The following is a 26,585-nucleotide window of genomic DNA, read 5'->3' on the forward strand; positions in this document are numbered from 1 at the left end:
GGGAACCCGATGTCTGCCTGCTCCACCCCTGCTCCGCTGGAACTGCTCAATGTCACCCTCGAATACCCGGACGGCGGCGGCACCACCACCGCACTGGACCGCGTCAGCCTGGCAGTCCCCGCCGGGCACGTGGTGTCACTCGTCGGACCGTCCGGCTCCGGGAAATCGAGCCTTCTTGCCGCAGCCGCCACCCTGGTGCGCCCCACCAGCGGGCAGGTGACCATCGACGGTACTGACACAACCGGCCTCCCGGACAGGGCCCTCACGGCCTTGCGGCGCAGCAAGGTGGGCATCATCTTCCAGCAGCCCAACCTGCTCCCGTCGCTCACCGCTGCCGAACAGCTCATCATCGGCGACCACCTCCGCGGAAAGCCCGTGAAGGCCGCCCGGAAGAAGGCCGCCGGACTCCTTGACGTCGTCGGCCTGTCCGCGAGCGCCGGGAAGCTCCCCCACCAGCTCTCTGGCGGCCAGCGCCAGCGGATCAACATCGCCAGGGCGCTGATGGGGAACCCGAAAGTCTTGCTCGTGGACGAGCCGACGGCGGCACTGGACCACGAGCGCAGCGCCTCAATCATCCGGCTGCTGTGCCGGGTGACCGCCGAGTTCAACGTGGGCACCGTGCTGGTCACGCATGACACGGAGTTTGTTCCGCTGACCGATGCCGTGGCCACCATGCGGGACGGGGCGCTCACTGCCCCCGTGCTGACCGGCGCCTGAGGCACGGATGGCCCCGGCGGGATCTCCGCCGGGGCCACGCCCCGCCGTAGCCCTATCCCCCAAGGTGATGGATGGTGAAGGCCGCCAGGAAACCGACGGAGGCCGTAAGGCCCGTGAGGTTGTGGTGCTCCTCGAAGGCCTCAGGGATCATGGTGTCCGCCAGCATGGCCAGGATTCCTCCCGCTGCTATGGCGGTAATAAAGGCCACCACACTGCCTGGAGCGTTCTCCAGCGCCACATACCCGATCAGCGAGGCCACCCCGCAGAGCACCGCAATGCCGCCCCACAAACCGAAAACATAGCGGGCACTCCTGCCGGCTTTCTTCATGCCGGCGCTTCCGGAGAGGCCCTCGGGGACGTTGGAGATGAAGACGGCGGCCATCATCGCCGGGCTGACGGCACCACCTGCCAGCAGTCCAACGCCAAGGACCACGGACTCCGGCACACCGTCCAGCAGCGCGCCCACGGCAATGGCACTGCCGCTGCCCGGGCTGTCGGCTTCCGAGGGCTGCTGGTTGCCGGAACGCTTGCGGTGCTTTGCGCCGGCCCGGGACAGCATCATGTTCGCGCCGACATACACCACAGCGCCTGCCAGGAACCCGGCCACGGTAGGCCACAGCCCGCCGCCCTCCACGGCCTCGCCCACCAGCTCGAAGGCCAGGGCGGAGATCAGCACACCCGCGCCGAAGGACATGATCGAGGAGACCAGCTTGCTCGGCAGGTTCCAGCGCCAGGACAATGCGGCGCCGAGGACCAGGGCAGCTCCTGCCACGGTGCCCCACACCAGGGCCTGCAACCACAACGGCATGTGCACCGCTTCCCGGCTCCCCAGCGGAAGCCACTTGACGTGTTGCCGGCCCCTGATTGCCCGGAGCCGGAGAGCGCTAAACAGCCAGAGTAGTGGAACGCCGCCCGGCGCCAGGAATTGATCTGATCTTGCGGCAAACCTTGCCGTCCGCTGAAGTTGCGGGTCCACGCTGGAGTCATGGACCAACCAGCTTGTGGGGAGCAGGAGACAATGGGAAATAGAACAGCTTTGGACGGGGAAGTCACCGCCGTGGACGGCGTGCTCACGGATCAGCATCCGCTCGACTTCTACACCCTGGGACTGGCCGGCTGCATCGACCGGCTCACGGGCCCCCTCCGCCACCGGGGAACCAGCGTCCGCTGGGACACTCCGCACTGGGGCATCGAGATCCCGAAGGACTGCGCGTCCCTTCTTTACCAGTCGGCACGCGAGGCCCTGAGCAATGCCTACAACCACTCCGGGGCATCGCACCTGACCGTCCAGCTCGCCGCCGTGGACCACGGCATCCGCCTGGTGGTAGCCGACGACGGTACGGGCTTTGACAGCAATGCCGCCACCTGCGGGCGCCACCACGGCTACGGCCTCCGGCTCATGGCGGTGGCCGTCCATGAGGCCGGCGGCACCGTGGACATCCGTTCTGCCCCCGGGCAGGGCACCAGCGTGACGGTTACCCTGCCGCTGGACTAAGGCTCGGATGCCCGCCGTTGCTGGGACGGCGGGCATCCGTAAAACTAGCGGGTCAGCTTGGCGGTGTCCGGCTCAATGTCACCGATGTGGCCCGGTGCGTTGGCAGCCAGGACCCGTGCCACGAAGGCCCCGTACTCGTCCATGTAATGCCGCAGGAACTTGGCGGTACCCTCATTCTTGACCTCGCCGTCGTCGCCGAACACTGCGGCGTCGTAATGGATGTAGGCCTCCGGGGCATTCAACTGCGGCGCATCCAGGAAGCTCAGGACGCTCCTCATGGACGACTGCATGACCGCGGTCCCGATGCTGCCCACGGATGCGCCAATGATTCCGGTGGGCTTGCGGGCGAAGGAATTGCTTCCCCACGGCCGGGAGCCCCAGTCGATGGCGTTCTTGAGGGCCCCGGGAATGGAGCGGTTGTATTCCGGGGACACGAACAGGATGCCGTCCGACGCCTCGATGGCTTCCTTGAGGGCACGGGCTGCGGGCGGGAAGTCAGAGTCGTAGTCGTAGCTGTACAGCGGAAGGTCCTTGATGGGGATCTCGGTGAACTCGAGGTCTTCCGGAGCGAGTTGGATCAATGCTTTGGAGAGGACCCTGTTAATGGAGCCGGTTGCCAGGCTGCCTACGAAGTATCCGATCTTAAACGGTGCCATGAGTGTTCCTTCCAATGGACGGTCAACACTGGCCGTCCATGTTCATCTGGAGCTGGTGCCGCCCGTCCTGTTGAGGCTGCGGCCGGTGGTCACTGCACCCACCAGTCCAGCACAGAAGCCCCTGCAGGGCCAGAGGGTTCCGGGGGTGGGCAGGGCTGCTGCGGACCTTCCGAATCCCGGCCACCCCTTGCGGCCGGGCGCTGACTGGCCTATTTTGAAACGAATCAGAAATCGCTTTCCGGACGGCTGGCCAGTGCCTGCTGCCTGAGTGGCTGCGCCCGGCGGACGTAGAGACAACAGAATTGGATCACATGACGGACAACATCCCCATCAGGTGGATCGACGGCAAAGCACCCGCGGAAATCAGCGGCGGGACAACGTGGGGCATGCCCTTCGCGCGCGGCTCCGTACCGGCGGCGGAGGCCCTCTCCGTGACGGATACGGCCGGCAGCACGGTCGCCTCCCAGGCCTGGCCCCTGGCCACCTGGCCGGACGGCTCCCTCAAATGGGCGGGCATTGCGCTTCCCGCCAGCAGTTCGCCGTCGGAGGTTTACCACGTGGCGTCCGACGGCGGCGCGTCGCCCCGCGGGGCCAGCCAGACGCCGCCGGGCGCTTCCAGCGTCACCGTCACCGAAACCGACCGCGCCCTCACCGTGGACACCGGAACCCTGCAGATGGTGATCGAACGCGGCGGCTCCACCCTCTTCAGGAGCCTCACCCGCGGCGGCGTCGAGGTGGCCCGGGACGCGCGCCTGGTGAGCCTCCTGCAGGACGGCATTTCTGATGACCAGGGCGGCGGCGGCGCGGGAACCCTCACCCGGGACGCCTTCACCGGCGAGGTCACCGCCGTCGTGCTTGAACACAACGGACCCGTCCGAGCGGTGGTTCGGCTGGAAGGTCAGCACAGGCCGGACGGACGGGACAGTGGAACCAGCAGGTACAGCGGCAAGGAAAGCTGGCTGCCTTTCGTCGTGAGGTTCTACTTCCACGCCAACGCCCGCAGCGTCCGCATGGTGCACTCCTTCATCTGGGACGGCGACGCGGACCGGGACTTCCTCGCCGGGCTCGGCGTGCGCTTCACGGTCCCGCTGCATGCAGAGCTGCACAACAGGCATATCCGGATGGCAGGGGCCGACGGCGGCTTCCTCACCGAGGCGGTCCGCGGCATCACCGGCCTGCGCCGGGACCCCGGGGAGGACGTCCGCCGGGCACAGGTGGAAGGCCGCGCCACGCCACCCCTGGCCGGCTGGAACCCGGAGGTGTCGGAACGGCTGCACCTCGTTCCGGCCTGGAGCGACTACACGCTCAGCCAGCTCAGTGCCGACGGCTTCGAACTGCGCAAGCGCACCGCACCCGGCCGGGCGTGGGTGGGGATCTCCGGCGGAACCAGGTCTGCCGGCTTCTGCTCCCTGACCGATACGCGCGGAGGTTTCGGCGTGGGCGTGAAGGACTTCTGGCAGTCCCACCCCGGCCAGCTGGACATCCGCGGCGCCGCAAAAGACAACGCCACCCTGACGGCGTGGCTGTATTCCCCCGAAGCCCAGCCCATGGACCTGCGGTTCTACCACGACGGCCTGGGCCAGGACACGTTCGAGGAACAGCTCGAAGGGCTCGAAATCACCTATGAGGACTACGAGCCGGGCTTCGGAAACGCGCACGGGATTGCCCGCACCCATGAGCTGACGCTGTTTGGCTACGACGGAACGCCGGCAACCGAGAGCCTCGCGGCCGACGCCGCTGCGGCCTCCGCCCCTGCCCTGCTGCAGGCCACCCCGGAGTACCTGCACTCCGTGGGCGTGTTCGGCGACTGGGACCCGGTGGACCGCGGCACCCCCGCCCGGGCAGAGCTCGAGGACCACCTGGACTTCCTCTTCGATTTCTATGCCGGCCAGGTGGAGCAGCGTCGCTGGTACGGGTTCTGGAACTACGGCGACGTGATGCACACCTACGACCACGACCGGCACGTGTGGCGGTATGACGTGGGCGGATATGCGTGGGACAACTCCGAGCTCTCCCCCGACCTCTGGCTCTGGTACTCCTACCTGCGCTCAGGCCGGGCGGACATCTTCCGGTTCGCGGAGGCCATGACCCGGCACACCGGCGAGGTGGATGTCTACCACGTGGGTCCGTGGCGCGGCCTCGGCTCGCGGCACAACGTCCAGCACTGGGGCTGCAGCGCCAAGCAGCTCCGCATCAGCACGCCCGCCTACCGCCGCTTCTACTACTACCTGACGGCGGATGAACGGACCGGGGACCTGCTGACCGAGCTGGTGGACAGCGACCAGAACTTCCTGGGCCTGGACCCCGTACGCAAGGTCCGCCCCGACGCCGCCACCTACCGTCCAAACCGGGGAGCCCTGGGCGTGGGCCTGGGAACGGACTGGGGCTCGCTCGCCGCCACCTGGCTCACCGACTGGGAACGCACCGGAAATCCCCGCTCACGCGACCGGCTCCTGGGCACCATGGCGGACATTGGCGCCCTCAAGTACGGTTTCCTCACCGGCGAGGCGCTCTACGACCTGGACAAGGGACGCTTCGACACCGGCCGGGAACTGATCCAGGTTTCGCACCTGAGCGCCGTGTTCGGACTGGTGGAGATCTGCAGCGAACTGGTGGACCTGGTCCCGGACCCGGACTTCGAGCGGGCCTGGCTGCAGTACTGCCAGCTATTCCTGGCCACCAAAGAGGAGCAGGTGGCGGCCGTGGGACAGCCGCTGGAGGGCATCTACCTCACCCAGGCGCACAGCCGGCTCACTGCCTACGCCGCCGCCCGGCTGGGTGACCCGGACCTGGCCGCACGTGCCTGGACGAGCTTCGCCGAGGGAGGCGAGCACCTCAACCACGCGTCGGCCTTCACGCTGCGGCAGATCGAGCCGCCACACGTGCTGCTGCCGGTGGATGAGGCGCCCACCGTATCCACCAACGACGCATCCCAGTTCGGGCTCGCCGTGATCCAGAACCTGGCGCTGATTGGCACCCACCTGCCGTAGTCCTGCGCGCTGGCGGCGGCGGTGCCTGCACCAGCCAGGTGCCGCCGTCGCCCGCTCCCCCTCCCGTCCCAACTAAGTAGCAGCAGATGCTGTTATGAGCCCTCAAACCGACATCTGCTGCTACTTAGTTGGGGTGGTGGGGCGGGTCCGGGCGGAGCACACTGAACCTCGGACGAAACAGCCGACGGCGAGAACTACAGTTCCGGTGAACGCAGGCGGCGCCGCCACGATGAGGGCAATGTCCCACCTTTCGGCGGCAGCCTGGGCCAGCACTGATTCCCCCCTGCCCGGCAGGACGCGAGAACCCGCACTCTGGAATCCGGCGTGCCCAGCAGGTACATTGGTAAGCATGCTGATGATTTTTACCGAAACATCGGCTTCCGGTAACAAAGCAAAGGGGACGTTATGAGCACGAAGGTGGAAAAACGCATTCTGGTGAACGTACCGGTAAGCACGGCTTACAACCAGTGGACGCAGTTTGAGGAGTTCCCGCACTTCATGGGCGGCGTCAAGAGCGTGACCCAGCTCAGCGATGACAGGCTGGAATGGGTGGCCGAGATCGGCGGCATCCGCCGGCAGTGGGAAGCGAAGATCCTTGAGCAGGTCCCGGACCGGAAGGTCGCCTGGGCCGCCACGGAAGGCGCCACAAATGCCGGCGCTGTTGACTTCGAGGACGTGGGTGGCGGGCAGACTTCCCTTCGGCTGACGCTGGAGTATGAGCCCGAAGGAATTATTGAAAAGGTGGGCGACAAGCTCAACGTGGTTGACCGCCAGGCCGAGGCTGACCTGCAGCGGTTCAAGGAATTCATCGAGGATGAGGGTTACGCCAGCGGCGCCTGGCGCGGACGCGTGAGCACGGGCGCCCCGGCGGGCACGCCGGGCGTGGAGGATGCTGCCGGATCCCGGGGCGACTCCGGCAAGGCAGGCGTCTCCGGCAAGGTTGCCGCGGGCCTCGGTGTTGCCGCGGTAGCCGGCGCAGCAGCTGCCATGGCAGCAGGCGGCAACAAGGAGACAACCGCGGTTGCCGACGAAACGGTAACTCCGGCGGCTCCCGGAGAACCGGTCACCGTCACACCGATTCCGACGGACACGACCACCATCACCGGCACGTCAGCGGGTACGACGGCGGCAGCCGGCTCCACCGGTTCAGTCGCCGATCTGGGCGATGACAGGATCGGACACCAGTTCGACCAGACCAACGGCCTGGTGGACACGAGCGGCGAGTCGGACGAGACGGCCGAAGGCGAAAACCTGAGCGCCGCCGAGCGCGAAGGCGACGACCGCCGTCGAGATGGCGGCCTGCCGCCCGTCGGCGGGAACCTCGGAACGCACTAACCGGGTTTAGCCGCAGCACAATAAAAGCGCCGCCCGCCTCATTGCAGAGGCGGGCGGCGCTTTTGTGCGGGGCAGGACCGTCCGTGGGTGCCGTGCTACTTGCCGGTGCCCGCGTACACCACCGACGGCGCGGCCGGGGTTTCCATGCCCTCGCCGATGAAGAAGCTCGGGTGCGGCGGCTGGTTGTAGGCCACGTTTTCTCGGGCCACGGCGGTGCGGTAGACGGTGTCGTGCATCAGGGTGCGGAGCCGGACCTCGGTGGGCGAGGTGCTGGTGTAGATCCGCAGTTCAGTGCTGTCCGACGACGGGAAGGCAAGTTCCTCGCGCCAGTCGCCCAGCAGGTCCGCCTGCAGGGACGGGTTGCCCTTGGTGTGGTTGTTGGTGCGGGCGCCGGTGACAGTCAGGAGCCTGTCGCTGGACTCCGTTTCCCAGTTCCACTTGGAGATTGTGGGCACGCCCACGCCGGCGGCAGCGTCGAAGTCGTGGTCGACGATCTCGCGGAGCAGGTCACCGTCCCACCAGGCGAGGAAGTTGGCCGCGGGAATGCTCTCGGCAATCAGCTCGCCCTTGGCGGACATCAGCTGGCCCCGCGGGGAGTTCCAGGAGGCGTCGCCGCCCACCGCCCAGCCCTCAGCGCCGGCGTAGCGGGGATCGATGTCGCCGGCGGCGCCGCGGCCGGTGTCCCGGATGGCGGGGATGCTCCAGAGCACCTCGCCGGTGGCGGCGTCGCGGAAGGTGGCGCCACGGTTGCCGCTCTGGCTCATGCTCTCGTGGACGGCGAAAACCTCCAGCCCGGGGCGGGAAGGATCGAAATCGCTGGTGTGCATCGCATCGCCGTGGCCCAGCCTGGTGTTGTAGAGGACCGAGCCGTCGTCGTCGATGGTCATGGAGCCGAAGACGAACTCGTCCTTGCCGTCCTGGTCCACGTCAGCTACGGAGAGGTTGTGGTTGCCCTGGCCCTTGTATTCGGCACCCGCGATGTCCGAGTCGAAGGTCCAGCGCTTCACCAGCTTGCCGTCCACCAGGTCATAGGTGACCAGGACGGTGCGGGTGTAGTAGCCGCGGCTGAACATCATGGACGGCTTTTCGCCGTCGAGGTAGGCGACGCCGGCCAGGAAGCGGTCCACGCGGTTGCCGTAGCCGTCGCCCCAGGCGGAGACGCTGCCGCGCGGCGGGTCGTAGGCCACCGTGTCCATGATGGCGCCTGTTGCCCCGTTAAACACTGTGAGGAACTCCGGACCGGACAGGACATAACCGGCGCTGTTCCGGTAGTCCGCTGCCGGGTCGCCGATCACGGTTCCGGCCCCGTCCGTGGTGCCGTCCGCCGTCTTCATGGACACCTCGGCCTTGCCGTCGCCGTCGAAGTCGTACGCCAGGAGCTGGGTGTAGTGGGCGCCGGCGCGGATGTTGTGGCCCAGATCGATGCGCCACAGCCTGGTGCCGTCCATCTTGTAGGCGTCCACGTAGACGTTTCCGGTGAATCCGGACTTGGAGTTGTCCTGCGCGTTGGAGGGGTTCCAGAGCTGGATGATCTCGTAGCTGCCGTCCCCGTCCAGGTCCGCGACACTGGAGTCGTTGGCCGAGTAGGTGTAGGGCTTTCCATCCTTGCTGACGCCGTCGGCGGGCTTGTCCAGCTTGATGGACAGGTAGTTCTGGGCCAGCGGGGTGAATTCCGCGCTGAGTTTGTCCTGCCCGTTGCCGTTGCCCACAGTTTTGATGACGTACGTGGAGGCTGCGGTTCCGGCCGGATCAACGAACGTGGTGGTGTTGCGGATGGGCTCTTCGGTGAGCTGGACGCCGTCGCGGATCACGTGGAAGCCCACACTGTCCTGGTCCAGGCCCAGCATGCGCCAGCCCAGCGTGACGCCCTGGTCCGTAAGCACGGCCACCGGCGCGCGGTCCAGGTTCTCCACCTGGCGCTTCAGCTCTGCCTTGCCGGACTGCCCGGGGGCGGTGCCGGGGTTGGCCTGCGCGAGCGGCACCCCGGTGAACGCCAGCGCAGCGGCGGTGAGGGAAGCAGCCGCAGCCAAGGGGACGGCTTTCCAGGCGCGGCCTTGCCGCAAAACCGGACGGGGCGTGGGGGAACATTTCGAGGGATAAGCCAAAAGAACATCTCCTTTGATGCGGCGGCAGCTGAGTCTGCCGCACGACAGTTTGGAACGTTTCACTACACCTGACAGGCAGCCCACCACGAACGAGGGGTGAGGTTTTAGGATGCAGCGGAAAGCGTTTTCTGCCCTTAACTTCTATCAGCGCTTTACAAGCCTGGTCAAGGGTGTGACGGGATTAAATGGGAGATATTGTTCCTTTGCGTTCAGATGGCGCGGGCATCGCCGCGCGGCCGGCCCGCCGCCGCCTGCAAGAGCGGCAGCGTCCGGGCGGGCATCACCTCCACCAGGGACACACAACAACCGGCGCCCCGGCCCTAGGGCGTGTCTCCCAAATAGGCTTGGCGTTGGTTGCTTAACTGGAGTGGTGTCGCGTTTCCAGATTTTTACCGATGAGCAGTGGGCCCGTGTTGAGCCGTTGTTGCCGAGTTCCGATGGCCAGCGCGGGCGCCCGTTCCGCAATAACCGCCAGACTGTCGAAGGGATCGCCTACCGGTACCGGTGCGGGATAGCGTGGAGGGACCTGCCCGAGCAGTTCGGACCGTGGCAAACCGTGTGGAAGCGGCACCGCCGCTATGCTGCGGATGGGACCTGGGACCGTATCCACGCGGCCTTGCTCGCTCAGGCGGACGCCGACGGTGGAATCGACTGGACTGTTTCAGTGGATTCGACAATCAACCGGGCCCACCAGCACGGAACCAACCTTCCCCGCACCACAGGGGGAACCGCCGAATTACAAGAAACTCTGGATCGAACCTGAAGACCATGCCGTGGGCCGGTCCAGGGGCGGGCTGAGCACAAAGATCCACCACGCCTGCGACGGCCGGGGCCGTCCCTTGGCGTTCATCCTGGGGCCCGGCCAGGGATCCGACTCACGCAGGTTTCCCCATGTCATCGAGGCGATCAGCGTGCCGCGGATTGGCGGCGGCCGCGCCAGGAACCGACCCGACGCGGTCATGGGCGACAAGGCCTACTCGTCCCGGGCCAACCGATCCCTCCTGCGTCAGAAGAAGATCAAAGCGATCATTCCCGAACCCCGAGACCAAATCGCCAACCGAATACGAAAAGGCTCCCGCGGCGGCCGGCCCGTGGACTTCGATCGTGAAGCCTACAAAGGCCGGTCCGTCGTCGAGCAATCCTTTAGCCTCTTCAAGCAATGGCGCAGCATCGCCACCCGATACGACAAACTCGCAATCACCTACCGGGCAGGCGTCGCCCTCTACGCATCCCTTATCTGGCTACGGCAATAAGGAGACACACCCTAGGCCGATGGTGCATCCTAACCCCGATTTTTCATGAGGGCAGGTGATGACTGCGGATTGCGTCAGGCCGGTGGCTGGTGGTTGTTTGCTGTTTTCGGGCGCGGTGGTTTGGCCTGTTGGGTCGCCTGGCTTGGCGCCGGTTCCACTTCCGGTGATGGGTCTGCTCGTCGGGGTTGGGTCAGTGACTGCTCAGCCTGAGCCGGCCAGCAGGAGTTGTCGAAGGTGCCTGGTATTCTCCAGAAGCAGGTTTATAAGGGCCTTCTCGGGTGCTCTTTCCGGCAGGAGGAGCTGGCTATGGCGGGCGCGGGTGATGATTTTCCCTGCGGTCGCGAAGAGCCGGTAGCGCCAGCGTTTGATGTCCCAGGCCTTGGCCTGGTGGCCGTCCGGGAGGGCGGCGAGCTGGATCCAGGAGACCAGGTTGAAGGCCAGCGCGGCGATGTTCGCCCAGGCCTGGTTCGCGGCGAAATCGAAGAACGGGAGTTTGCCAAGGCCGGTGTTTTTCAGGGTTTTAATCCGGTTCTCGCACCGGCCCCGGGCACGGTGCCTGGCATCCAGATACGGGCCGTGCCAGCGGGGGGAGTTGGTCAGGAACGCGGTAATCCGGTGCCCGTCGGTGTCAAGCAGGGTTGGTTGCGCGCCGGGGTGCAGCGGCTCTGCGCGCAGGAACAGTTGCGTGCCCGGCGGGTAGTCCGTGAGCGTGAGGACGTCGGTGGCGTTGATGACCCAGGCATTGGTGCGGTCGTTTCCGGTCTGGTCCAGGGCCGGCTGCCAGTACTGTTTGTCGCTGATCCAGTCGACCATGTGGGCCTTGCCGAAAGGGATGGTGTAGCTGGTGGTGAACTGCACGCCCAGGCCGTGCAGGTGCCAGAGGAATTTCCGGGAGGCCCCGGCACTGTCGGTGCGGACCAGGATCTTCTCCCCGGCCAAGGCCCCGGCCTCGGTAAAGAAGCTCTCCGGCAGTTGGGCTGTGGCGGTGTGGAAGACCCGGATGTGGTCATCAGCGCTGTTCGCCCCGGCGTTCCCCGGGCGCAGCACGGCGGCGAGAATTTCCCCGGAACCATTGCCGGCCCCGTAATCACAGGAGGCGATGAAGGGGGCGAAGCCGTAGCCGCGTTTGTAGGTTCCGGCGACGTTTTCCTTGTCGGAGTGGGAGGTCACCAGGGTCGCGTCGATGTCGATGATCAGCGGGTCCAAGGCTGTTGCGGTCAGGGCCGGGTTCCTTGCTCCGGCGGCGTTCCAGGCCCGGGTTCGCAGTTCCCGGGTGAGGGTCTCAAAGCCGTAGCGAAACAACTCGGGGTTCGTGACGGTTCGTTCGAAGAACCGGGACACCGTCGCGTTGGAGGGCAGCTGACCGAAGACTCCAGGTGAGGACCGCAGAATGTCCAGATCCGAAGCGTGTTCACCGCCGGCGGCGAGCATCGCGGCAAGGGATCCAACCAGCCGTCCCGGCCGGTGCTTCGCTCCGGAAGGGACAAACTGGCCCAGCCGGTCCTCGCACAGCCTGCCGAAACCGAGGGCGTCCATGAAGCCGGTGAGCACCGAAACTCCGGCGTGGGAGATCAGCGACTGGCCGGTGAAACTAACCGGCAGGGACGGGAAAACGAAGGTAGACTTTTGCATCGAAAGGGTGCTCCCTCGCTCGGCAAATAACGGTCTCGACAACCACTATTTTCCCAGCTCAGAGCACCCTTTCCCTGCTTAAACACGCCCCGCACCCGGCGCCCCATGAAAACCCCGGGCTAAAACATGATGTCAGCGCCCTTCACCTAGAACTGGAACCGCTGACGATCGTGAACCAAAGGCAAGTCCTCTCGTAGGAGTTTGTGTGCGCCAGCGGCTTGACGGCGGACGCTGGCGCAAAGCCGTCTACTCCGATGACGGTGCCCGGGTGTTACTGCCTCGAGGTTATCGTCTACGGGCTTTAGGGAACCGGGTGGCGAAACCAGGCAGTCCCGACCTATTTGGCAAGAGGAGTAGAGGAAGGCTCGAAGGGATTACCAACCAAAAGCCGAGTAGCCGGGCAGAACAGCAGCTCCATCGCCGCCTCTCCCTTCGGGTGGCAAGCCGCTGGCACGGCGCTTGTGCATCTTTTTACGATCCGCTGCCTTCAATCGGAAGCGGGAGCCGAATGCGCGGGCAGATTGCGGGCTCTTCGTGGTTTCTGGGGAATTGAGTTCGTGTCGTTGAAAACAAGGGGGCCCGTGGCCCTGCTGGGATGAGTGTGTCTAGCATTCAACCTGGAACAGGACCACGAGCCCTTGAACGAGCCTACCGGGGTCGCAGCCGACGCTGCCACCATCCTCTTCAACCTGCCCGACTACCGTGTCATCTCCACCATGATCACTGCCGGCCGCCGGCAGGTCATTATCGAAACCGACCAGCCACCGGGCTGCCCCAGCTGCGGAGTCATCTCGTCCAGGCGAAAGGAACGCAGCATGCAGCGGCTCCGGGATATTCCTGTTGCCGGGCCAGTTGAGGTGCTCTGGTCCAAGTACCGCTGGTACTGCGAAGAGAGGGCTTGCGACCGGCTGTCGTTTTTTGAATCAACGCCACAGGTCCCGCGCCGTGCCCGCTCCACCAGCAGGCTTCGGGACCAGCTCGTGGACGCGGTCATCCGTTCGGGCAGGGCCGTGTCGGAGACCGCCGCGGGCTTCGCGGTGTCCTGGTGGATGGTCCGGGCCGCGGTGACCGAGGCCTGCGTGCTCCGGCTGCCCGACGTGGACAAGCTCAGCCCGCGGATGCTGGGCATTGATGAGCACCGGTTCAGATCTGTGCGCTACTTCCAGGACTCCACAACAAAGGCGTGGACACGCTTCGAGCCGTGGATGACAACCATCCTGGACCTGGACACCGGTCAGGTCCTTGGTGTGGTCGACGGCCGAGATCACAAGGGTGTCGGGGAATGGCTGTTCGCCCGGCCCCTGGAGTGGCGCCTGGCTGTGCAGGTTGTGGCGATCGACCCGTCGGCGGCGTTCCGCAAGGCACTACGGATGTGGCTTCCCCGCACCGCTGTCGCTGTCGACCACTTCCACCTGATCTCGCTGGCCAACCAGGCCTTGACCGAGACCCGGCAGAACCTCTCCCAACAGGTCAAGGGCCGACGCGACCGGGCCATCGACAAGGCCTGGGCCCACCGCATGCTCCTGCTGCGCGGCGGCGACAACCTCAGCTGCAGGGCCGCCCTCCGGCTGGAGGAAGTCTTCGCCGCCGATGATCCGATCGGCACCCTTCAAGCGGTCTGGAAGGTCAAGGAACAACTCAGGGTCCTGCTGCGCACCGGCTCCCTCGAGGACGCCGAAATAGCGAAAGCCAAGCTTGAGGAACTTGTCACCGCAGCCGCGAGACCGGAGACCAACCGGCTCTACCGCACCGTCTGCAGACCCGAGTTGCACAGGCTTAGTGCCCCGGTGCGTTGATCGGCGGTAGCCGGTCGAGGATGGCCCGTGCCTCCAGGTCGATGGCTGGCGCGGCGGTAATGGTCTGAGCTCCGATGCGCACGGTGACGGTGCGCAGGGGCTTGAGTGTCCGCACGAGCTTCTTGATCGTGACGCCGGTAGTGTCCTGGAGATGGCGTGCGATGGCGAGGGCTGCGAACACGACGGTGAGGTGGGCTTCGATGGCATCGCGCTGACGGTGGAACACGGGCCGGGCGCGTAGGTCGGATTTGGTCATGCGGAAGGACGCCTCGACCTGCCAGAGGTCGTGGTAGGCGGTGATCACCTCGGCGCCTGGCATCTTGGTTTCGGGGAGGTTGGTGACGTAGCCCTTGAGCCCCGAGAGCTGGCGGGCGCGGTCGATAGTGGCTTGGTCCAGGGTCTTCTGTGCGCCTGTGACCTTCAGGAATCTGGCCTTCTTCAAGGGAATCTTGCCGTCGGCGATGCGTTCGGCTTTGTCGATCATGAGATTGATGGTGCGGTTGTCACGCTTGGCTCGTTTGAAGGAGTACTGGTAGACAATCCGGCGCTCCCGGGCGGACTTGCCGGTGCCCATGACGCGCTTGGATTCAAGGATCTGCCCGTTTTCGAAGTAGTCCCCGCGGCGCTCAAAGTGCTCGGCCAGGTCGTAGGGGGCCTTGGTCAGGCGGGAACCGACGATGAAGGAAAACCCGGCATCTTCGAGCGCGTTCAGGTTCGCCGCCGAAAGCATTCCCGCGTCGGCGACGACAACCATGTTCGTCACCCCGTGCCGCTTCTGGAACGCTTCCAGAACGGGGATGAGGGTGGTTGTCTCGGCCTTGTTCCCCTCGAACAGATGCACTTCCAGCGGGAATCCGCCCGGATCCACGAGGAGCCCGACCTGGACCTGCGGGTCAACGCGGTGCTCCTTGCTCATCCCGACCTTGCGCAACGCGTCTTCGTCCTCATTCTCGAAGTGAAGCGTCGTGACATCGTAGAGCACCATCGCCGAGGTTCCCGTGGTCCGGGCCGAGTGGGCAAGGCACGCCTTGGCCAGCGTGCCGCGGTAGTCACGGTTCTGGCAGCGTTTCAGCGCCGCTCCCAAAGTGTTGCGGTGCGGGGCGGCTACGCCCAGATCCTCGAGTATCCCGACCGTGGCGGCTTTCGAAGCCGGTTCCACCAGCCGGGCGAGCACCATCGCAGCGAACGCGTCGTCCCCAAGTACGTCGAATCCCAGTCGGGAGTAGGCGTCCGCGAGGACTTCCCACAGGACCTCGCATCGTGAACCGGCGACCACCGCATTGTGCGCCGGGACCGCAGATTCTGAGCTTGCCGGGACGAGGTCGAGCTCAAAGGCCTGTTGGCCGGCGTTCAGACGCTCCTGCCCGGCGCGGACCAAGGCTGCCACTCCAGCCTCGTCGTGGGCTGAGCCGAGGTGCTCGAGGATCCGCCGGACCCCGGACCGCTTCTCAACGATTTGGACCGCGGTCGCGCCCGAGCCAGTTTTCACCTTCCGGATATGCGGGGACACCCCAGAAGGCTACCGTTAGTGCCCCATTTCAGAAGGTGACCCCGCCTTGAGCTGGGCAAACACTCCAGAACCCCAATTACCTGTGCAACTCGGGAGCGGTCTGGAAGGTCAAGGAACAACTCAGGGTCCTGCTGCGCACCGGCTCCCTCGAGGACGCCGAAATAGCGAAAGCCAAGCTTGAGGAACTTGTCACCGCAGCCGCGAGACCGGAGACCAACCGGCTCTACCGCACCGTCTGCAGATGGTGGAAAGAGATCGAGGTGCTGATTATCACCGGCGCCACGACCGGCAAGGTCGAGGCCAACAACACGGCAATCAAGAACATTAAGCGAACTGCCCGCGGGTACCGCAACGCCGCCAATTACAAATCGGTTATTCTCTTGAGAAGTGCCGTCAGGACGGCGGCATGACGCTCATTCCAGGATCCATTTCCCCACGAACCGTGAAGAGCCAGATTGCGTCCCGCGCCCGGAGGTTTCGGCTTACCGGGGAAGACAAGGGACTGTTAGGGGCATGCGGCCCGACGGAAGCAGCGAGTTGCAGGCTGTAGCCGGCGAACTGGCAATCTCTTGGTTGCGAAAAGCGAGCCTCAGTTCCTGCTCCGACAATCTCCAAGCGATGCGAGGAGTCCTCCGGCCAGTCACGGCACCAGGTTCCGATTACAAGGGCCGGAACACCTACGCTCGTAAACTGCCCGGGGAACGACTGTTGCGCCAGCTTGAGCTCGTCGCCTCGGCAACCCGCATCCGCGCCCTGGAAGGAACCCACCGGCTCCACACAACTGGGAACACTTCAACGAGCACCATGAAATGTCAGTCAAGGCCACACCGCAATCGCCCGCGAGCTCGCCGGCTGGTGCTGGTTACTGGCCGCACCACTCCAGCAAGGAGAACCATGAACCGCGGCCCGAGATGAACGTGCCGCCTAACGTGATCGAAGTCGGCGGGTGGCAGCATCCTGCGCTAACCCGAGTTTCCGCTATGAACCGACGTCCTCCAACGTGCTCGATTCTAGGCACGATATGCTCCAGCCGAACAAATCATCATGGGGTACAACCCGCAATGTGAGCCTGACACAGCATTCGAAAACGACTCGCTCACGGGCCCCCGCAGCATGACCGGCTGGCACAAAGATGAGGGGCTCCCGAAATCAAACCCGGCAGCCGCTCATCCATGCACTCTTGACAACCAGATCTACACATCAGCGGGAGAGCTTGTCACTGTCCGGCTCCATATCGCCGATGTGTCCGGCGGTGCTTGTGGCGAGGACACGGGCCACGAAGGCGCCGTATTCGTCCATGTAGTGGCGCAGGAACTTCGCCGTGCGTTCATCCTTGACTTCGCCACCCTCCCCGAACATGTCGACGTCGTAGTGAACATAGGCTTCAGGAGAATTCAGCTGTGGTGCGTCTAGGAAGCTCAGGATGCTGCGGAAGGACGACTGCATCACTGCGGTGCCGATACTGCCGGGAGAAGTCCCAATAATTCCCGTGGGTTTACGGGCGAAGGAATTCGATCCCCATGGACGAGATCCCCAGTCGATAGCGTTTTTGAGGGCACCTGGAATGGAACGGTTGTACTCGGGAGACACGAAGAGGATCCCGTCGGACGCTTCGATAGCTTCCTTAAGGGCCAAGCCTTCCGGCGGAAAACCGGCGTCGTAGTCGTAGCTGTAAAGTGGGAGGTCCTTGATGGGGATTTCGGTGAACTCGAGGTCCTCCGGGGCGAGCTTTATCAAAGCCTGGGAGAGAGCGCGGTTGATGGAATTGGTCGCAAGGCTCCCCACGAAATAGCCAATTTTGTATTTTGCTGCCAAAAGCCTAGTCCTTTCTTTTCTGATTACGGCCGGCGGCCGACGTGTGCGACGCTGCGAGTTACGGCAGCGGAGTGGAACACGGCTCAGCCAACCGGTTCAGGAGCCCTGGATCAGAGAGCTCGGAGGGAGCTGTTTCACACTTAAGCGGGTATGGGTCTATCTCGATAAAATTTCTCCGTTCATGCAGTAACCCACCCGATCCAAGGGAGAAGATCCTCGACTTCCGGACCGCGATTTGCAGCGGGGGGCACCGGGGACAAGGTAGGAGGGGCAGCGCTGCTGGGTTTTTCCACAGACAGGCAGGTACCAGCGGGCGCCAGAACTTCGAAGTGGAGCGAGCGATGGCTAGTAGAGGCCGAGTGGCAAAACTTCGGGCTGAACACGGGGGACGGGAGTTTGTTCACGTCTAGACCTTCTATAGGACGGTGGATGTGGTGAGCGTCTTTCGCTTTTAACCAGGGTGGAAATCCCTTACGGCGCGCTCGGCCGCTGCACGCTTATCCCATCGCCTGGTTCACACTCGAACTGTTGTGTAGGACTTAACGAGGGTGCTTGCAATGCTCCATCGCCCTCTCCAGCCGTTTTCGAGGATTAGGACTGTCCCGGCGTTGAGTGTGGTGCGGGAGCCGTCATCATGGATCAGTTCTCCTTCTCCTTCGATCACGCTAATAAACTCCTCGTATCCCTGATGGACTGTAGTAAATTCGCCGGGGGTTGCCCGCCACAGCCCCAGTTCCGTTTTGCCGTCTGCAAAAAGTACGCGAGTGCTCGTGGCCGGAGCACCCCGGATGATTCGTTCGGGATCAACTGGAACCGGTTCTGCCCAGTGCAGTGAAGAAGCGTGAAGTACGGTGCTCATGCTTTGGTTCTTTCAGAGTCAGAGTTACGGGACGTAGTTTCAAGGCGCTGCATGACACGTTCCGCGGCCCGCTCGCCGCTGCGTATAGCTCCTTCCATTAGGCCTACGAATTCCGGTTCGCTGTACTCGCCAGCCCAGAAAACATCCCCGACCGGCTTTTCCAAGAGGGCCGTCCCAGCGGCCGTGGCGCCTGGGGCATGGGCGGCGTATGCCCCACCTGCCAGTTGATCCTCGGACCATACAGTGGTCAGCGCGGAAGCGTTTTGCGCGATGTCGAGATCCGTGCGAAGTGCTCGTGCTTTGAGAACCCATTCCGACGGGTTTTGCGTGAGGTTGGCACGGGAGATGGCTGATGGGGAGCCCATGAAGGCGTTTAGCACCGGGGCCACAACCCCGGAGTCGTCGGTGGCAGTCCAAGTCCAGTAGCGGCCTTCGACGGACATGACAGCACTTGTGGGGGGCGGAGTTTCCAGAGGGAGGTGCAGTTTTGCGGCATGTCCTTGAAGAACGTGCTTTAGGGCTGCGCTGCGGGCCTCAGTTGAAGGCAGGTTCACTTGTGGGTCACGGATTACAGCAAGCGGAAGCGCGACAACGACGGCGTCAAACACGGACGTGTCGGTGTCGGTAGTAACAAGGACACCACCGTCACTGATGTTCTCAACGGCCCTCACGGTTTCGCCGTAACGCACGGCAGAACCAAGTGCAGCTGCCATCGCATCGGGCAGTCGTTGATTGCCGCCAGCCACTCGCCAGCTGGGTTTGGGTTCGAACGAGGCAATATGCTGCAACGATTTCGCCGTGACCTCTGATGCGCTCACCGCCGTAGAGATTTCGATGCGGGCACGAAGCGCGTCGACCAGTTCCGGTTCGTCGGGCAATGCGGCCAGCAGCTCTTCGGCAGTCCCTTGAAGGCCATTGCTGCTGGTTAATTCCAGTGCTTTCCGCCCGGTACGAATAATGTCATCAGAAGTGATGCCAGCCATGTCGCCGGGCTCACGAACGTAATAGCTCATGCCAGTATCAACCAAGCTAAGCCCAAAATGCGATAGCAGCCGCCGCATGGAGGTGTAGCCGTCCAGAACGAACTCGGCACCTCGTTCTATGACATACCTGCCTTGTGGTGTGTCAAGTGTTTCTGACCAAACGCGACCGCCTGGGCGGTTACGGGCTTCGAATACCGTGACGTGTTCGCCGGCTTCGGCGAGTTTTGTAGCTGCTGCAAGGCCAGCCAAGCCGGCACCAAGAATTCCTATGCGGGGCACACAGCCACCTCCGTTTTGATGTGATATATGGGGAGACAGGCAGAAGACGCTGTTTCTACCCCAGAGTAAGCCGCTTAGGGTGCCAACAAAATCGTGCTGGAGTGATAGATACCGGCAGTTTTCGTACTTTTGAATAATCTTTGCCTTGTCCGCCGTCGGCTAGCTACGGAATGGAGGACTGGGGATCCGTACAAGCAGGTCGAGGGGCTCGTCTTAGGTGCAGTCCTTCCCTTCTTTGCCCGCGCGCCCTAGTCCTACTTATGTACAGGATTAGTACAAAGATCATTCTCAAGAACTGTTTGCGACCGTAACAGGGCGCTCCATACTGGCTGCTGTAGTCGTGAGACTTTCATCCGCTTTCGAGTTCATGTTGAAGCACCAGATTCCACAAATCGCACTCTTATGTCTGAGGTATAGCGTGGCAGCACACCCGCGCATCGCTCCGGAAGGAACTACCGCATGCCAGAGCACACAGGCTCATATAGCAAAGTCATCACCGTGGATCACCGTGGCGACATGGAAGAACGCCTTACCGCGGCGGTCAGCGAGGCAGTGGCGCATGCGCTACGAACGTCAGACCACCAGGGGATTGTTGTCACGCGTCACGACCAAAGAACGTTCAGCGTCCGTCTTTCTACGAAGATAGCGCCAGGGACGACGGTGGAGCGCGACCTCTGGAGAAGCGACGTTGGATGTCGACCGACTATCTAAGGCTGGAACTCTGTACTTCGGGCTGAAAAGTTCTTTCGCCGGCATTCATGCGACTTCGCCTGTCACAGCTTCGCCTGATCGTTGGCGACCGAACCGGGCTTTCTCTAGCAGACCTCTTACTCGCCCCCAACTTGCAGTGCTCCTGCGGCGCAGTCAGTCGCTACAAATCAAATCTCCGAGGACTACAAATGACAGTTGAATCGGCTGTGTTGCCTGCCACTCCCCTAGAGCGCGAGGCGTCTCTGCTCGCGTCCGTGCCCACCGGCCTGCTGGTTGGTGGCCAGTGGGTGGATGCGTCCGACGGCGGAACGTTTGACGTGCGTGATCCTGCTACTGGTGAGGTACTTGCCACCCTAGCTTCGGCCACGAGCGAGGATGCGGTCGCCGCCCTGGAGGCAGCTTGCGCGGCGCAAGCCTCATGGGCGCGCACTGCTCCCCGGGTGCGCGCCGAGATATTGCGCCGTGCATTCGACCTGGTAACAGCGCGGTCGGAGGACTTCGCGCTGTTGATGACGTTGGAGATGGGCAAACCATTGGCTGAGGCCCGGGGCGAGGTTGCCTACGGGGCTGAGTTTCTGCGGTGGTTCTCGGAAGAAACCGTGCGAAATTACGGCCGATTCCTCACCACCCCCGAGGGCAAGAACAGGATTCTTGTCCAGCACAAACCCGTAGGCCCCTGCCTGCTGATAACTCCCTGGAATTTCCCCCTTGCGATGGCTACTCGCAAGGTTGCTCCGGCTGTCGCCGCTGGCTGCACGATGGTCCTTAAACCAGCCAAGCTGACACCGCTGACTTCGCAGCTGTTTGCCCAGACGATGATGGAGGCCGGCCTTCCGGCCGGGGTTCTGAACGTCGTTTCGTCATCCTCGGCGTCGGGGATATCCGGGCCGCTGCTGAAAGATTCCCGCCTGCGGAAAGTCTCCTTCACAGGATCCACACCCGTCGGCAAGCGCCTGATGACAGAGGCTTCGCGACATGTCCTGCGGACTTCAATGGAATTGGGCGGAAATGCTCCGTTCATCGTGTTTGAAGATGCAGATCTGGACAAAGCTGTAGAAGGGGCAATAGCGGCTAAGATGCGGAATATGGGCGAGGCCTGCACCGCGGCCAACCGGTTCCTCGTTCAAGAATCCGTGGCGCAGGAATTCACCCGGAAATTCGCAGCCGCGATGGGCGCCCTCGCCACGGGCCGAGGTACCGACCCTGCCAGTCAGGTCGGCCCGCTGATTGACGACAGTGCTCGCGAGGACGTCCACGCCCTGGTCAGGGCTGCCATCGATGCCGGAGCCGTTGCCCTCGTTGGGGGTGCCCACGTGGACGGGCCAGGCTACTTCTACCAGCCCACAGTTCTCGCCGACGTTCCCAATAATGCGGAGATCCTCAACCAGGAAATCTTCGGTCCCGTCGCTCCTGTCACCACGTTTAGCACCGAACAGGACGCCATCCAACTGGCCAACGCCTCGGAATACGGGCTTGCGGCCTACCTCTACAGCCGCGACTTCAATCGACTCCTCCGGGTGGCAGAGCAGATCGAGTTCGGCATGGTTGGGTTCAACGCGGGCATCATCTCCAACGCCGCCGCCCCTTTCGGCGGCGTCAAACAATCAGGCCTAGGCCGCGAAGGCGGGTCTGAAGGCATCGCCGAATATACCACCACCCAATACATCGGCATCGCCGACCCCTATGAGAACTGAATTACTGTTCGGGGTTACGTGCCGACTGAACGAGTGAATAATGCGACTTGCTAGGATACAAACGACCAGAGGACCCCAGCATGCAGTATTGCGGAACGGGGACTGGCACCACCTGGAAGACCCGTTTGCCGAGGTACTATCCTTCACTGGGCAAGTGACGCCGGCGGAAGGGGCGAAGCTACTCGTTCCGGTTAGGCCCTCCGTCCTCATCGGGCTGAGCCACAACCGCCCCGGTAATAAGCATCCGCTTCCCGTACAGGCCTGGCACAAATCCGTACATACCGTGGCGAACCCGGAAGACAACGTTAAGTTGACTCAGGACGTCGGTGTAGTGCACGTGGAGGGAGAGCTGGCAGTTGTTATGCGCAAACGGGCTACCGGCCTCACCGCCGAAGACGTGAGCGATCATGTGCTGGGTTACACGGTCGCGAACGATGTTACAAACGCCGACCAAGGACTTATAGACGAAAAGCTTTTCCAAGCCAAAGCCGGCATTAATTACACACCTCTTGGACCGTGGATTGAGACCGAAATTAAGGATCCTGAAAAGGTCAGCATCACGGTGAACGTGAACGGCCATGTTAGGGCCGAGTCCGGGTCATTCAACCTCCTCACGAGCGTTGTCGACTGTCTGGTGTACGTCACCCGCTGGACGACTCTTGAGCCTGGTGACATCGTTATGACGGGGGCCCCGGGTACCTTCGCAGCTGTTATCCCCGGAGACTGCGTGGAAATCAGTCTCGGGGGAATAGGTACTTTAACTAACTCCATCGTCTAAGCACTGCGATGGAGACCCCTTATGAGGGGTCAGCCACAATTTTCTAAGAGGCTAAAAGGCCCTGGCCTTTGGCCCCGATCTGCAAGGTGCCCGAGCAGTACGTGTGCTTTGGGCGGATCACCGGGCCTTACTTTTCCTAGAGTTCGTCATAACAGCAAAGGCAACGGCTACTGTGCCTAGACCAGAGCATGTGGCGTAAGCGACGCCTAGAGCTACCGACCTGAAGCCTCGACCAAGCATGAAGGTAGGCCTCAACCAGCTGGCCACTTCTTTTCCTGGCAATCGTTGCGGAAGCAGCCGCCACCGGCCTGCTCGCATAACCAAACGATCCAGGAAACCCGAGATTGCGACAGTCACCGCCGTAGAAGATACGGTTTTCACCCACGCATACCCTTGACCTCACCGGGCCGTTAGGGGGAGCTGCAAACGAAGAGTAGTCGTGGCAGCGCGTCGCTACGCAAGTAAAAGATCCCGCTCGGCCGTCTCAACGACATTAGCAAGAAGCATCGCCCGGGTCATGGGGCCAACACCGCCAGGGTTGGGTGAGATCCAGGCAGCAACGTGCATAGCGTCGGCAGCGACGTCTCCTTGGAGGACGGCTTTGCGGGTGCTGGCCTCGGTTATCCGTGACACTCCGACGTCTAAGACTATTGATCCCGGTTTGAGGTGTTTGCCTTGCACGATGCCCGGTACACCGGCCGCGGCCACCACAACATCTGCGCGCTTTAGCAACTTAGGAAGATCAACCGATCCGGTATGCGCTAAAGTGACGGTCGCGTTGATGGTGCGCCGTGTAAGCAGCAGCCCCAAGGGTCGACCAACTGTGACTCCGCGACCGACGACAAGCACCTCCAAACCGTTGAGAGTGATGCCGTGTCGGGTTAGCAGCTCGACTATCGCGTTTGGAGTGCAGGGCAGCGGAGAGCTGAGATCGCCGCTGACGTTGAGTGCAAGTCTTCCAAGGTTGATCGGATGTAGTCCGTCTGCATCTTTTTGAGGGGATATTTTCTCCAGGACAGCGTTTTGGTCGATGTGTGGGGGCAGCGGCAGCTGGACTATGTAGCCTGTGGTTCTAGTGTCTTCATTCAGCTCTTCCAGAACGCCCTCTAATTCCTGCTGAGAAATTGTCGAGGGTAGATCCCGACGGATGGATTCAATCCCCACTTCCGCACAATCTCTATGCTTCCCGGCCACATAAGAATGGCTTGCAGGGTCATCACCAACGAGAACTGTTCCCAAGCCAACTGTCTTGCCACGGCGTTTCAAAACTGTAACTCGATCTGCGAGTTCGGTTTTCACGGCATCAGCCGTTGCCTTGCCATCCAGGATGTTGTCGACGTTCTCCGGGGGACCCGGTTTCTGCATGACGCTGTTAGTCATAGGCCTTCCTTGTGGTGCTCGTTCCTGGCTCTCGTCCGTGCAGAGACGACCTAAGTCGTTGTCTGAGCCAGTGGGGGTCTATGGGATGTGGCTCCTAACCGCGGAGCCGTTCGCCCTTGGGATCGTAAAAGGGCCGCCGGGAGACCTTTGCAGGGTATAGCCGCCCTTTACACCGGACTTCGAAGTCTCCGGAGAGGTCTACATCAGGTTCAATAGCTGCAATTCCGACTGCGCTTCCCAGCGTGTGGCCGTAGCTGCCGCTCGTCATGCGTCCGACGGGTTGGCCGTTGCAGTAGACCGTCTCGTCATGTACGAACACGGGTTCAGGATCTTCCAGCGCCACATACACTGTTCGATGAGCGGGCGCTGCGGGGTCGAGCTTGAGGAGGGCGTCTTTGCCTACGAAGCCTCCTGGTTTGTCCATGGAGATTGTGAAACGAAGGCCTGCCGAATAGGGATCGTCGATGGGCCCGATGTCGTGACCCAGGTGCCGGAATCCTTTCTCGCTGCGCAGCGAATCCAAGGCGTGGTATCCGGCCAACTTGGCTCCCAGATCCTGCCCCGCCTCCCACAGTGCATCGAGGACGTTTGTTGCTATGTCGGCACTCGGATACAACTCATAGCCCAATTCGCCTACGAAGCTCACGCGCAGACTGTAGGCATAGCCCTCTGCAATTTCTACCGTGCGTCCATGGGTGTATTTCTGTGCATCGTCGGACCAGTCTTCCGGTGAAACCCTGCTAAGAAGTTCTCGGCTTTTCGGTCCCATGACTCCGATTGTGGCGAGGGCCGCAGTGCAGTCGAACACCGCCGCCGCTTTGCCCCGAGCTATTCGGTTGAGGTACGCTGCGGTCTTTTGCTGCGTAAATGATGGGGTAACGACTAAGAACCGGTCCGGGCCGAGACGAGTGATGGTTCCGTCTAGTTCGATCCCCGCTCGCTCATTCAAGAAGAGGGTATAGACCGCTTTGTCGGTTTCAACGTCGATGTCTGCTGTTGCGGCCATCTGACACACTTCAAGGGCGTCAGGGCCGGCAACTTCGAACTTTGCGAATGGACTCAGATCGAAAAGGACCACACCCTCACGTGCCGCTTTATGTTCCTCGGCGACACGGTCGAACCAAGTCGGGCGTCCATAGCTGTAGTCATAGGTGGGAGATGTTCCGGGGGCCCCGTACCAGTTCGCCCGCTCCCCACCGTTAACTTCACCAAAGCAGGCACCGAGCTCAGCCAGGCGCCCGTGAAGGGGCGTTCGACGGACGTTGCGGCCCGTCTCCATCTGCAAGTTCGGCCAGTGCATTGCGTAAAGCCGTCCAAGGCCCTCCTTGGTTCGGGCCTTGAGGTACTTGCGGTTGTTTTGATGTCCGGAAAAGCGCTGCACATCGACCGAGGATGAGTCAAAACCGGGAGTTCCTGAAATGACCCACTCAGCCAATTCCTTACCGATGCCGGGAGCAAAAATGATTCCCTGGGAGTTGAAGCCTGCTGCCACGAACAGATTGGAAAGTTCGGAGGTTTCACCCACGGCAAAATTGGCATCCGGGGTGAAGCTTTCCGGGGCATTCAGGAATCGGTCGAATCCCGCTGAAGAAAGTGCCGGTACTACCCCTTCGGCCTTCGCCCTAATCGGAGCGAAGTGTTCCCACTCCGGCTCGAACTCTGCAAAGCCGTTGGAAGGAATTTCCTCAAGCGCGCGTGGAAGCCCGTCAGGCTCGAATGCGCCGACCAAGAGCCTCCCGGCCTCGTGCCGGATGTAATAGCTGTTGTCTAGATCCCTGTACACGGGCAATTCAGGCACAGCCCCGGAAATTTCTGCAGATCGGACGTGGATGTGCTCGGCGGCGTATAAGGGTACCTTCACACCGGCGGTGGCCGCGAGATCACGGGTCCACAAGCCGCACGCCAGAATCACCCGATCGCAGTGCACGATTCCTTGATCCGTGAGCACGCCGACGACGAGATCGCCTTGACGTAGTATCTTGAGGACAGCAATGTTTTCGCGTATCTGGGTCCCAAAGCTATGGGCGAGTTTAGCGAGAGCCACTGTTGCATGTCCGGGGTTGATGTGACCATCGTCAGGCAGCAGGAGTGCTCCGGCAACCCCTGAGTAGGTTGCGAGAGGCCACAATTCCTTGTATCGGTCCTCAGTTAGCCATTCCGTTCTTACGCCCTGCTGGTCGGCCACGTCCTTTGCATAAAGAAGCTCATCAACGCGTCCGGCGGTTCGTGCAACGCTAAGGGACCCGCAACGCTGAAATGATACGTCCAGCCCGGACATTTGCTCGAGCTGGCCATAAAAGTCCAGACCGTACTTGGCCAGCTTCGTCATCGTCGTGGTACCGCGGGCTCCAGTGACCAAGCCTGCGGCGTGCCAAGAGGTCCCGCTGCCTAGGACGTTACTCTCCAAAAGTAATGTGTCGTTCTCACCTGCAACTGAAAGGTGATAGGCAATGCTGGCACCGATAATTCCGCCGCCGACCACGATTGTCCGCACATGCGTCGGCAAGGGATCATGGGAAGTATCTGTAAACATGTTGGCGCTTACGGTGCGGTCGACAAGCCTGTCCATTGGGGGGCCTCATTTCTGCTCAGGTCGC

The 26,585-nt window shown here is 62.7% G+C and carries 19 protein-coding genes; 9 read left to right on the forward strand and 10 right to left on the reverse strand.

Annotated elements, in window-relative coordinates:
* The first annotated feature begins 9 nt into the window (after positions 1-9).
* Positions 10-717 carry an ABC transporter ATP-binding protein gene (locus AC4BCK_RS17955; RefSeq protein ID WP_400574600.1) on the forward strand — a complete coding sequence of 236 codons (708 nt, stop codon included), beginning with the start codon at positions 10-12 and terminating at the stop codon, positions 715-717.
* 52 nt (positions 718-769) lie between these two features.
* Here the strand turns inward: AC4BCK_RS17955 and AC4BCK_RS17960 are convergent, their stop codons facing one another.
* The gene (locus AC4BCK_RS17960) at positions 770-1,525 is read right to left on the reverse strand and encodes a ZIP family metal transporter (protein ID WP_174175066.1); all 756 of its coding nucleotides are present in this window, start codon (positions 1,523-1,525) and stop codon (positions 770-772) included.
* Positions 1,526-1,735: 210 nt separating this feature from the next.
* Between AC4BCK_RS17960 and AC4BCK_RS17965 the strand changes: the two genes are divergently transcribed.
* Complete coding sequence (locus AC4BCK_RS17965) at positions 1,736-2,212, forward strand: sensor histidine kinase (protein ID WP_174175068.1); 477 nt, start codon at positions 1,736-1,738, stop codon at positions 2,210-2,212.
* Between the two features lie 44 nt (positions 2,213-2,256).
* On the opposite strand, the gene AC4BCK_RS17970 is transcribed toward AC4BCK_RS17965, so the two are convergent.
* The gene (locus AC4BCK_RS17970; RefSeq protein ID WP_174175070.1) at positions 2,257-2,868 is read right to left on the reverse strand and encodes an NADPH-dependent FMN reductase; all 612 of its coding nucleotides are present in this window, start codon (positions 2,866-2,868) and stop codon (positions 2,257-2,259) included.
* A gap of 311 nt (positions 2,869-3,179) precedes the next feature.
* Here AC4BCK_RS17970 and AC4BCK_RS17975 point away from each other — a divergent pair, with 311 nt between their 5' ends.
* Complete coding sequence (locus tag AC4BCK_RS17975) at positions 3,180-5,858, forward strand: exo-rhamnogalacturonan lyase family protein (protein ID WP_490566299.1); 2,679 nt, start codon at positions 3,180-3,182, stop codon at positions 5,856-5,858.
* A 405-nt stretch (positions 5,859-6,263) separates the two neighbouring features.
* Complete coding sequence (locus tag AC4BCK_RS17980) at positions 6,264-7,193, forward strand: SRPBCC family protein (protein WP_174175074.1); 930 nt, start codon at positions 6,264-6,266, stop codon at positions 7,191-7,193.
* 95 nt (positions 7,194-7,288) lie between these two features.
* On the opposite strand, the gene AC4BCK_RS17985 is transcribed toward AC4BCK_RS17980, so the two are convergent.
* Positions 7,289-9,298, reverse strand: coding sequence for a rhamnogalacturonan lyase (locus tag AC4BCK_RS17985; RefSeq protein WP_366279349.1), 2,010 nt, complete (start codon positions 9,296-9,298; stop codon positions 7,289-7,291).
* Positions 9,299-9,668: 370 nt separating this feature from the next.
* On the opposite strand from AC4BCK_RS17985, the gene AC4BCK_RS17990 reads away from it, so the two are divergent.
* A protein-coding gene (locus tag AC4BCK_RS17990; protein ID WP_400599097.1) for an IS5 family transposase occupies positions 9,669-10,551 on the forward strand; the annotation gives its coding sequence in 2 pieces (ribosomal slippage) (positions 9,669-10,031 and positions 10,033-10,551; 882 coding nt in all).
* 201 nt (positions 10,552-10,752) lie between these two features.
* Here AC4BCK_RS17990 and AC4BCK_RS17995 read toward each other — a convergent pair.
* Positions 10,753-12,183 (reverse strand): IS1380 family transposase, encoded by a 1,431-nt coding sequence (locus tag AC4BCK_RS17995; RefSeq protein ID WP_363960553.1) that lies wholly within the window; start codon positions 12,181-12,183, stop codon positions 10,753-10,755.
* Between the two features lie 638 nt (positions 12,184-12,821).
* Here AC4BCK_RS17995 and AC4BCK_RS18000 point away from each other — a divergent pair.
* Complete coding sequence (locus AC4BCK_RS18000) at positions 12,822-13,979, forward strand: ISL3 family transposase (protein WP_366280123.1); 1,158 nt, start codon at positions 12,822-12,824, stop codon at positions 13,977-13,979.
* Here AC4BCK_RS18000 and AC4BCK_RS18005 read toward each other — a convergent pair.
* Positions 13,960-15,489: an IS1634 family transposase gene (locus AC4BCK_RS18005; RefSeq protein ID WP_363960563.1), complete on the reverse strand. Its 1,530-nt coding sequence runs from the start codon at positions 15,487-15,489 to the stop codon at positions 13,960-13,962. The two genes, AC4BCK_RS18000 and AC4BCK_RS18005, sit on opposite strands and share 20 nt — an antisense overlap.
* A gap of 131 nt (positions 15,490-15,620) precedes the next feature.
* On the opposite strand from AC4BCK_RS18005, the gene AC4BCK_RS18010 reads away from it, so the two are divergent.
* On the forward strand, positions 15,621-15,899 hold the full coding sequence (locus AC4BCK_RS18010; protein WP_490566930.1) for a transposase: 279 nt from the start codon (positions 15,621-15,623) through the stop codon (positions 15,897-15,899).
* Between the two features lie 790 nt (positions 15,900-16,689).
* On the opposite strand, the gene AC4BCK_RS18015 is transcribed toward AC4BCK_RS18010, so the two are convergent.
* The 3 genes from AC4BCK_RS18015 to AC4BCK_RS18025 form a co-directional block, all read right to left on the reverse strand.
* On the reverse strand, positions 16,690-17,304 hold the full coding sequence (locus AC4BCK_RS18015; protein ID WP_363960487.1) for an NADPH-dependent FMN reductase: 615 nt from the start codon (positions 17,302-17,304) through the stop codon (positions 16,690-16,692).
* 514 nt (positions 17,305-17,818) lie between these two features.
* Positions 17,819-18,163, reverse strand: a complete 345-nt coding sequence (locus AC4BCK_RS18020; protein WP_363960484.1) for a cupin domain-containing protein — start codon at positions 18,161-18,163, stop codon at positions 17,819-17,821.
* Positions 18,160-19,395 (reverse strand): flavin monoamine oxidase family protein, encoded by a 1,236-nt coding sequence (locus AC4BCK_RS18025; RefSeq protein ID WP_490566300.1) that lies wholly within the window; start codon positions 19,393-19,395, stop codon positions 18,160-18,162. Before AC4BCK_RS18025 ends, AC4BCK_RS18020 begins: the two co-directional genes overlap by 4 nt.
* Before the next feature lie 929 nt (positions 19,396-20,324).
* Between AC4BCK_RS18025 and AC4BCK_RS18030 the strand changes: the two genes are divergently transcribed.
* On the forward strand, positions 20,325-21,830 hold the full coding sequence (locus AC4BCK_RS18030; RefSeq protein ID WP_363960478.1) for an NAD-dependent succinate-semialdehyde dehydrogenase: 1,506 nt from the start codon (positions 20,325-20,327) through the stop codon (positions 21,828-21,830).
* Positions 21,831-21,918: 88 nt separating this feature from the next.
* Positions 21,919-22,608 (forward strand): fumarylacetoacetate hydrolase family protein, encoded by a 690-nt coding sequence (locus AC4BCK_RS18035; protein WP_366280127.1) that lies wholly within the window; start codon positions 21,919-21,921, stop codon positions 22,606-22,608.
* A gap of 453 nt (positions 22,609-23,061) precedes the next feature.
* Here the strand turns inward: AC4BCK_RS18035 and AC4BCK_RS18040 are convergent, their stop codons facing one another.
* Positions 23,062-23,988: a bifunctional methylenetetrahydrofolate dehydrogenase/methenyltetrahydrofolate cyclohydrolase gene (locus AC4BCK_RS18040; RefSeq protein WP_363960056.1), complete on the reverse strand. Its 927-nt coding sequence runs from the start codon at positions 23,986-23,988 to the stop codon at positions 23,062-23,064.
* A gap of 94 nt (positions 23,989-24,082) precedes the next feature.
* Positions 24,083-26,557 carry a GcvT family protein gene (locus AC4BCK_RS18045; protein ID WP_363960053.1) on the reverse strand — a complete coding sequence of 825 codons (2,475 nt, stop codon included), beginning with the start codon at positions 26,555-26,557 and terminating at the stop codon, positions 24,083-24,085.
* Positions 26,558-26,585 lie beyond the last annotated feature (28 nt).

The organism is Pseudarthrobacter sp. As-47 (assembly GCF_058215595.1).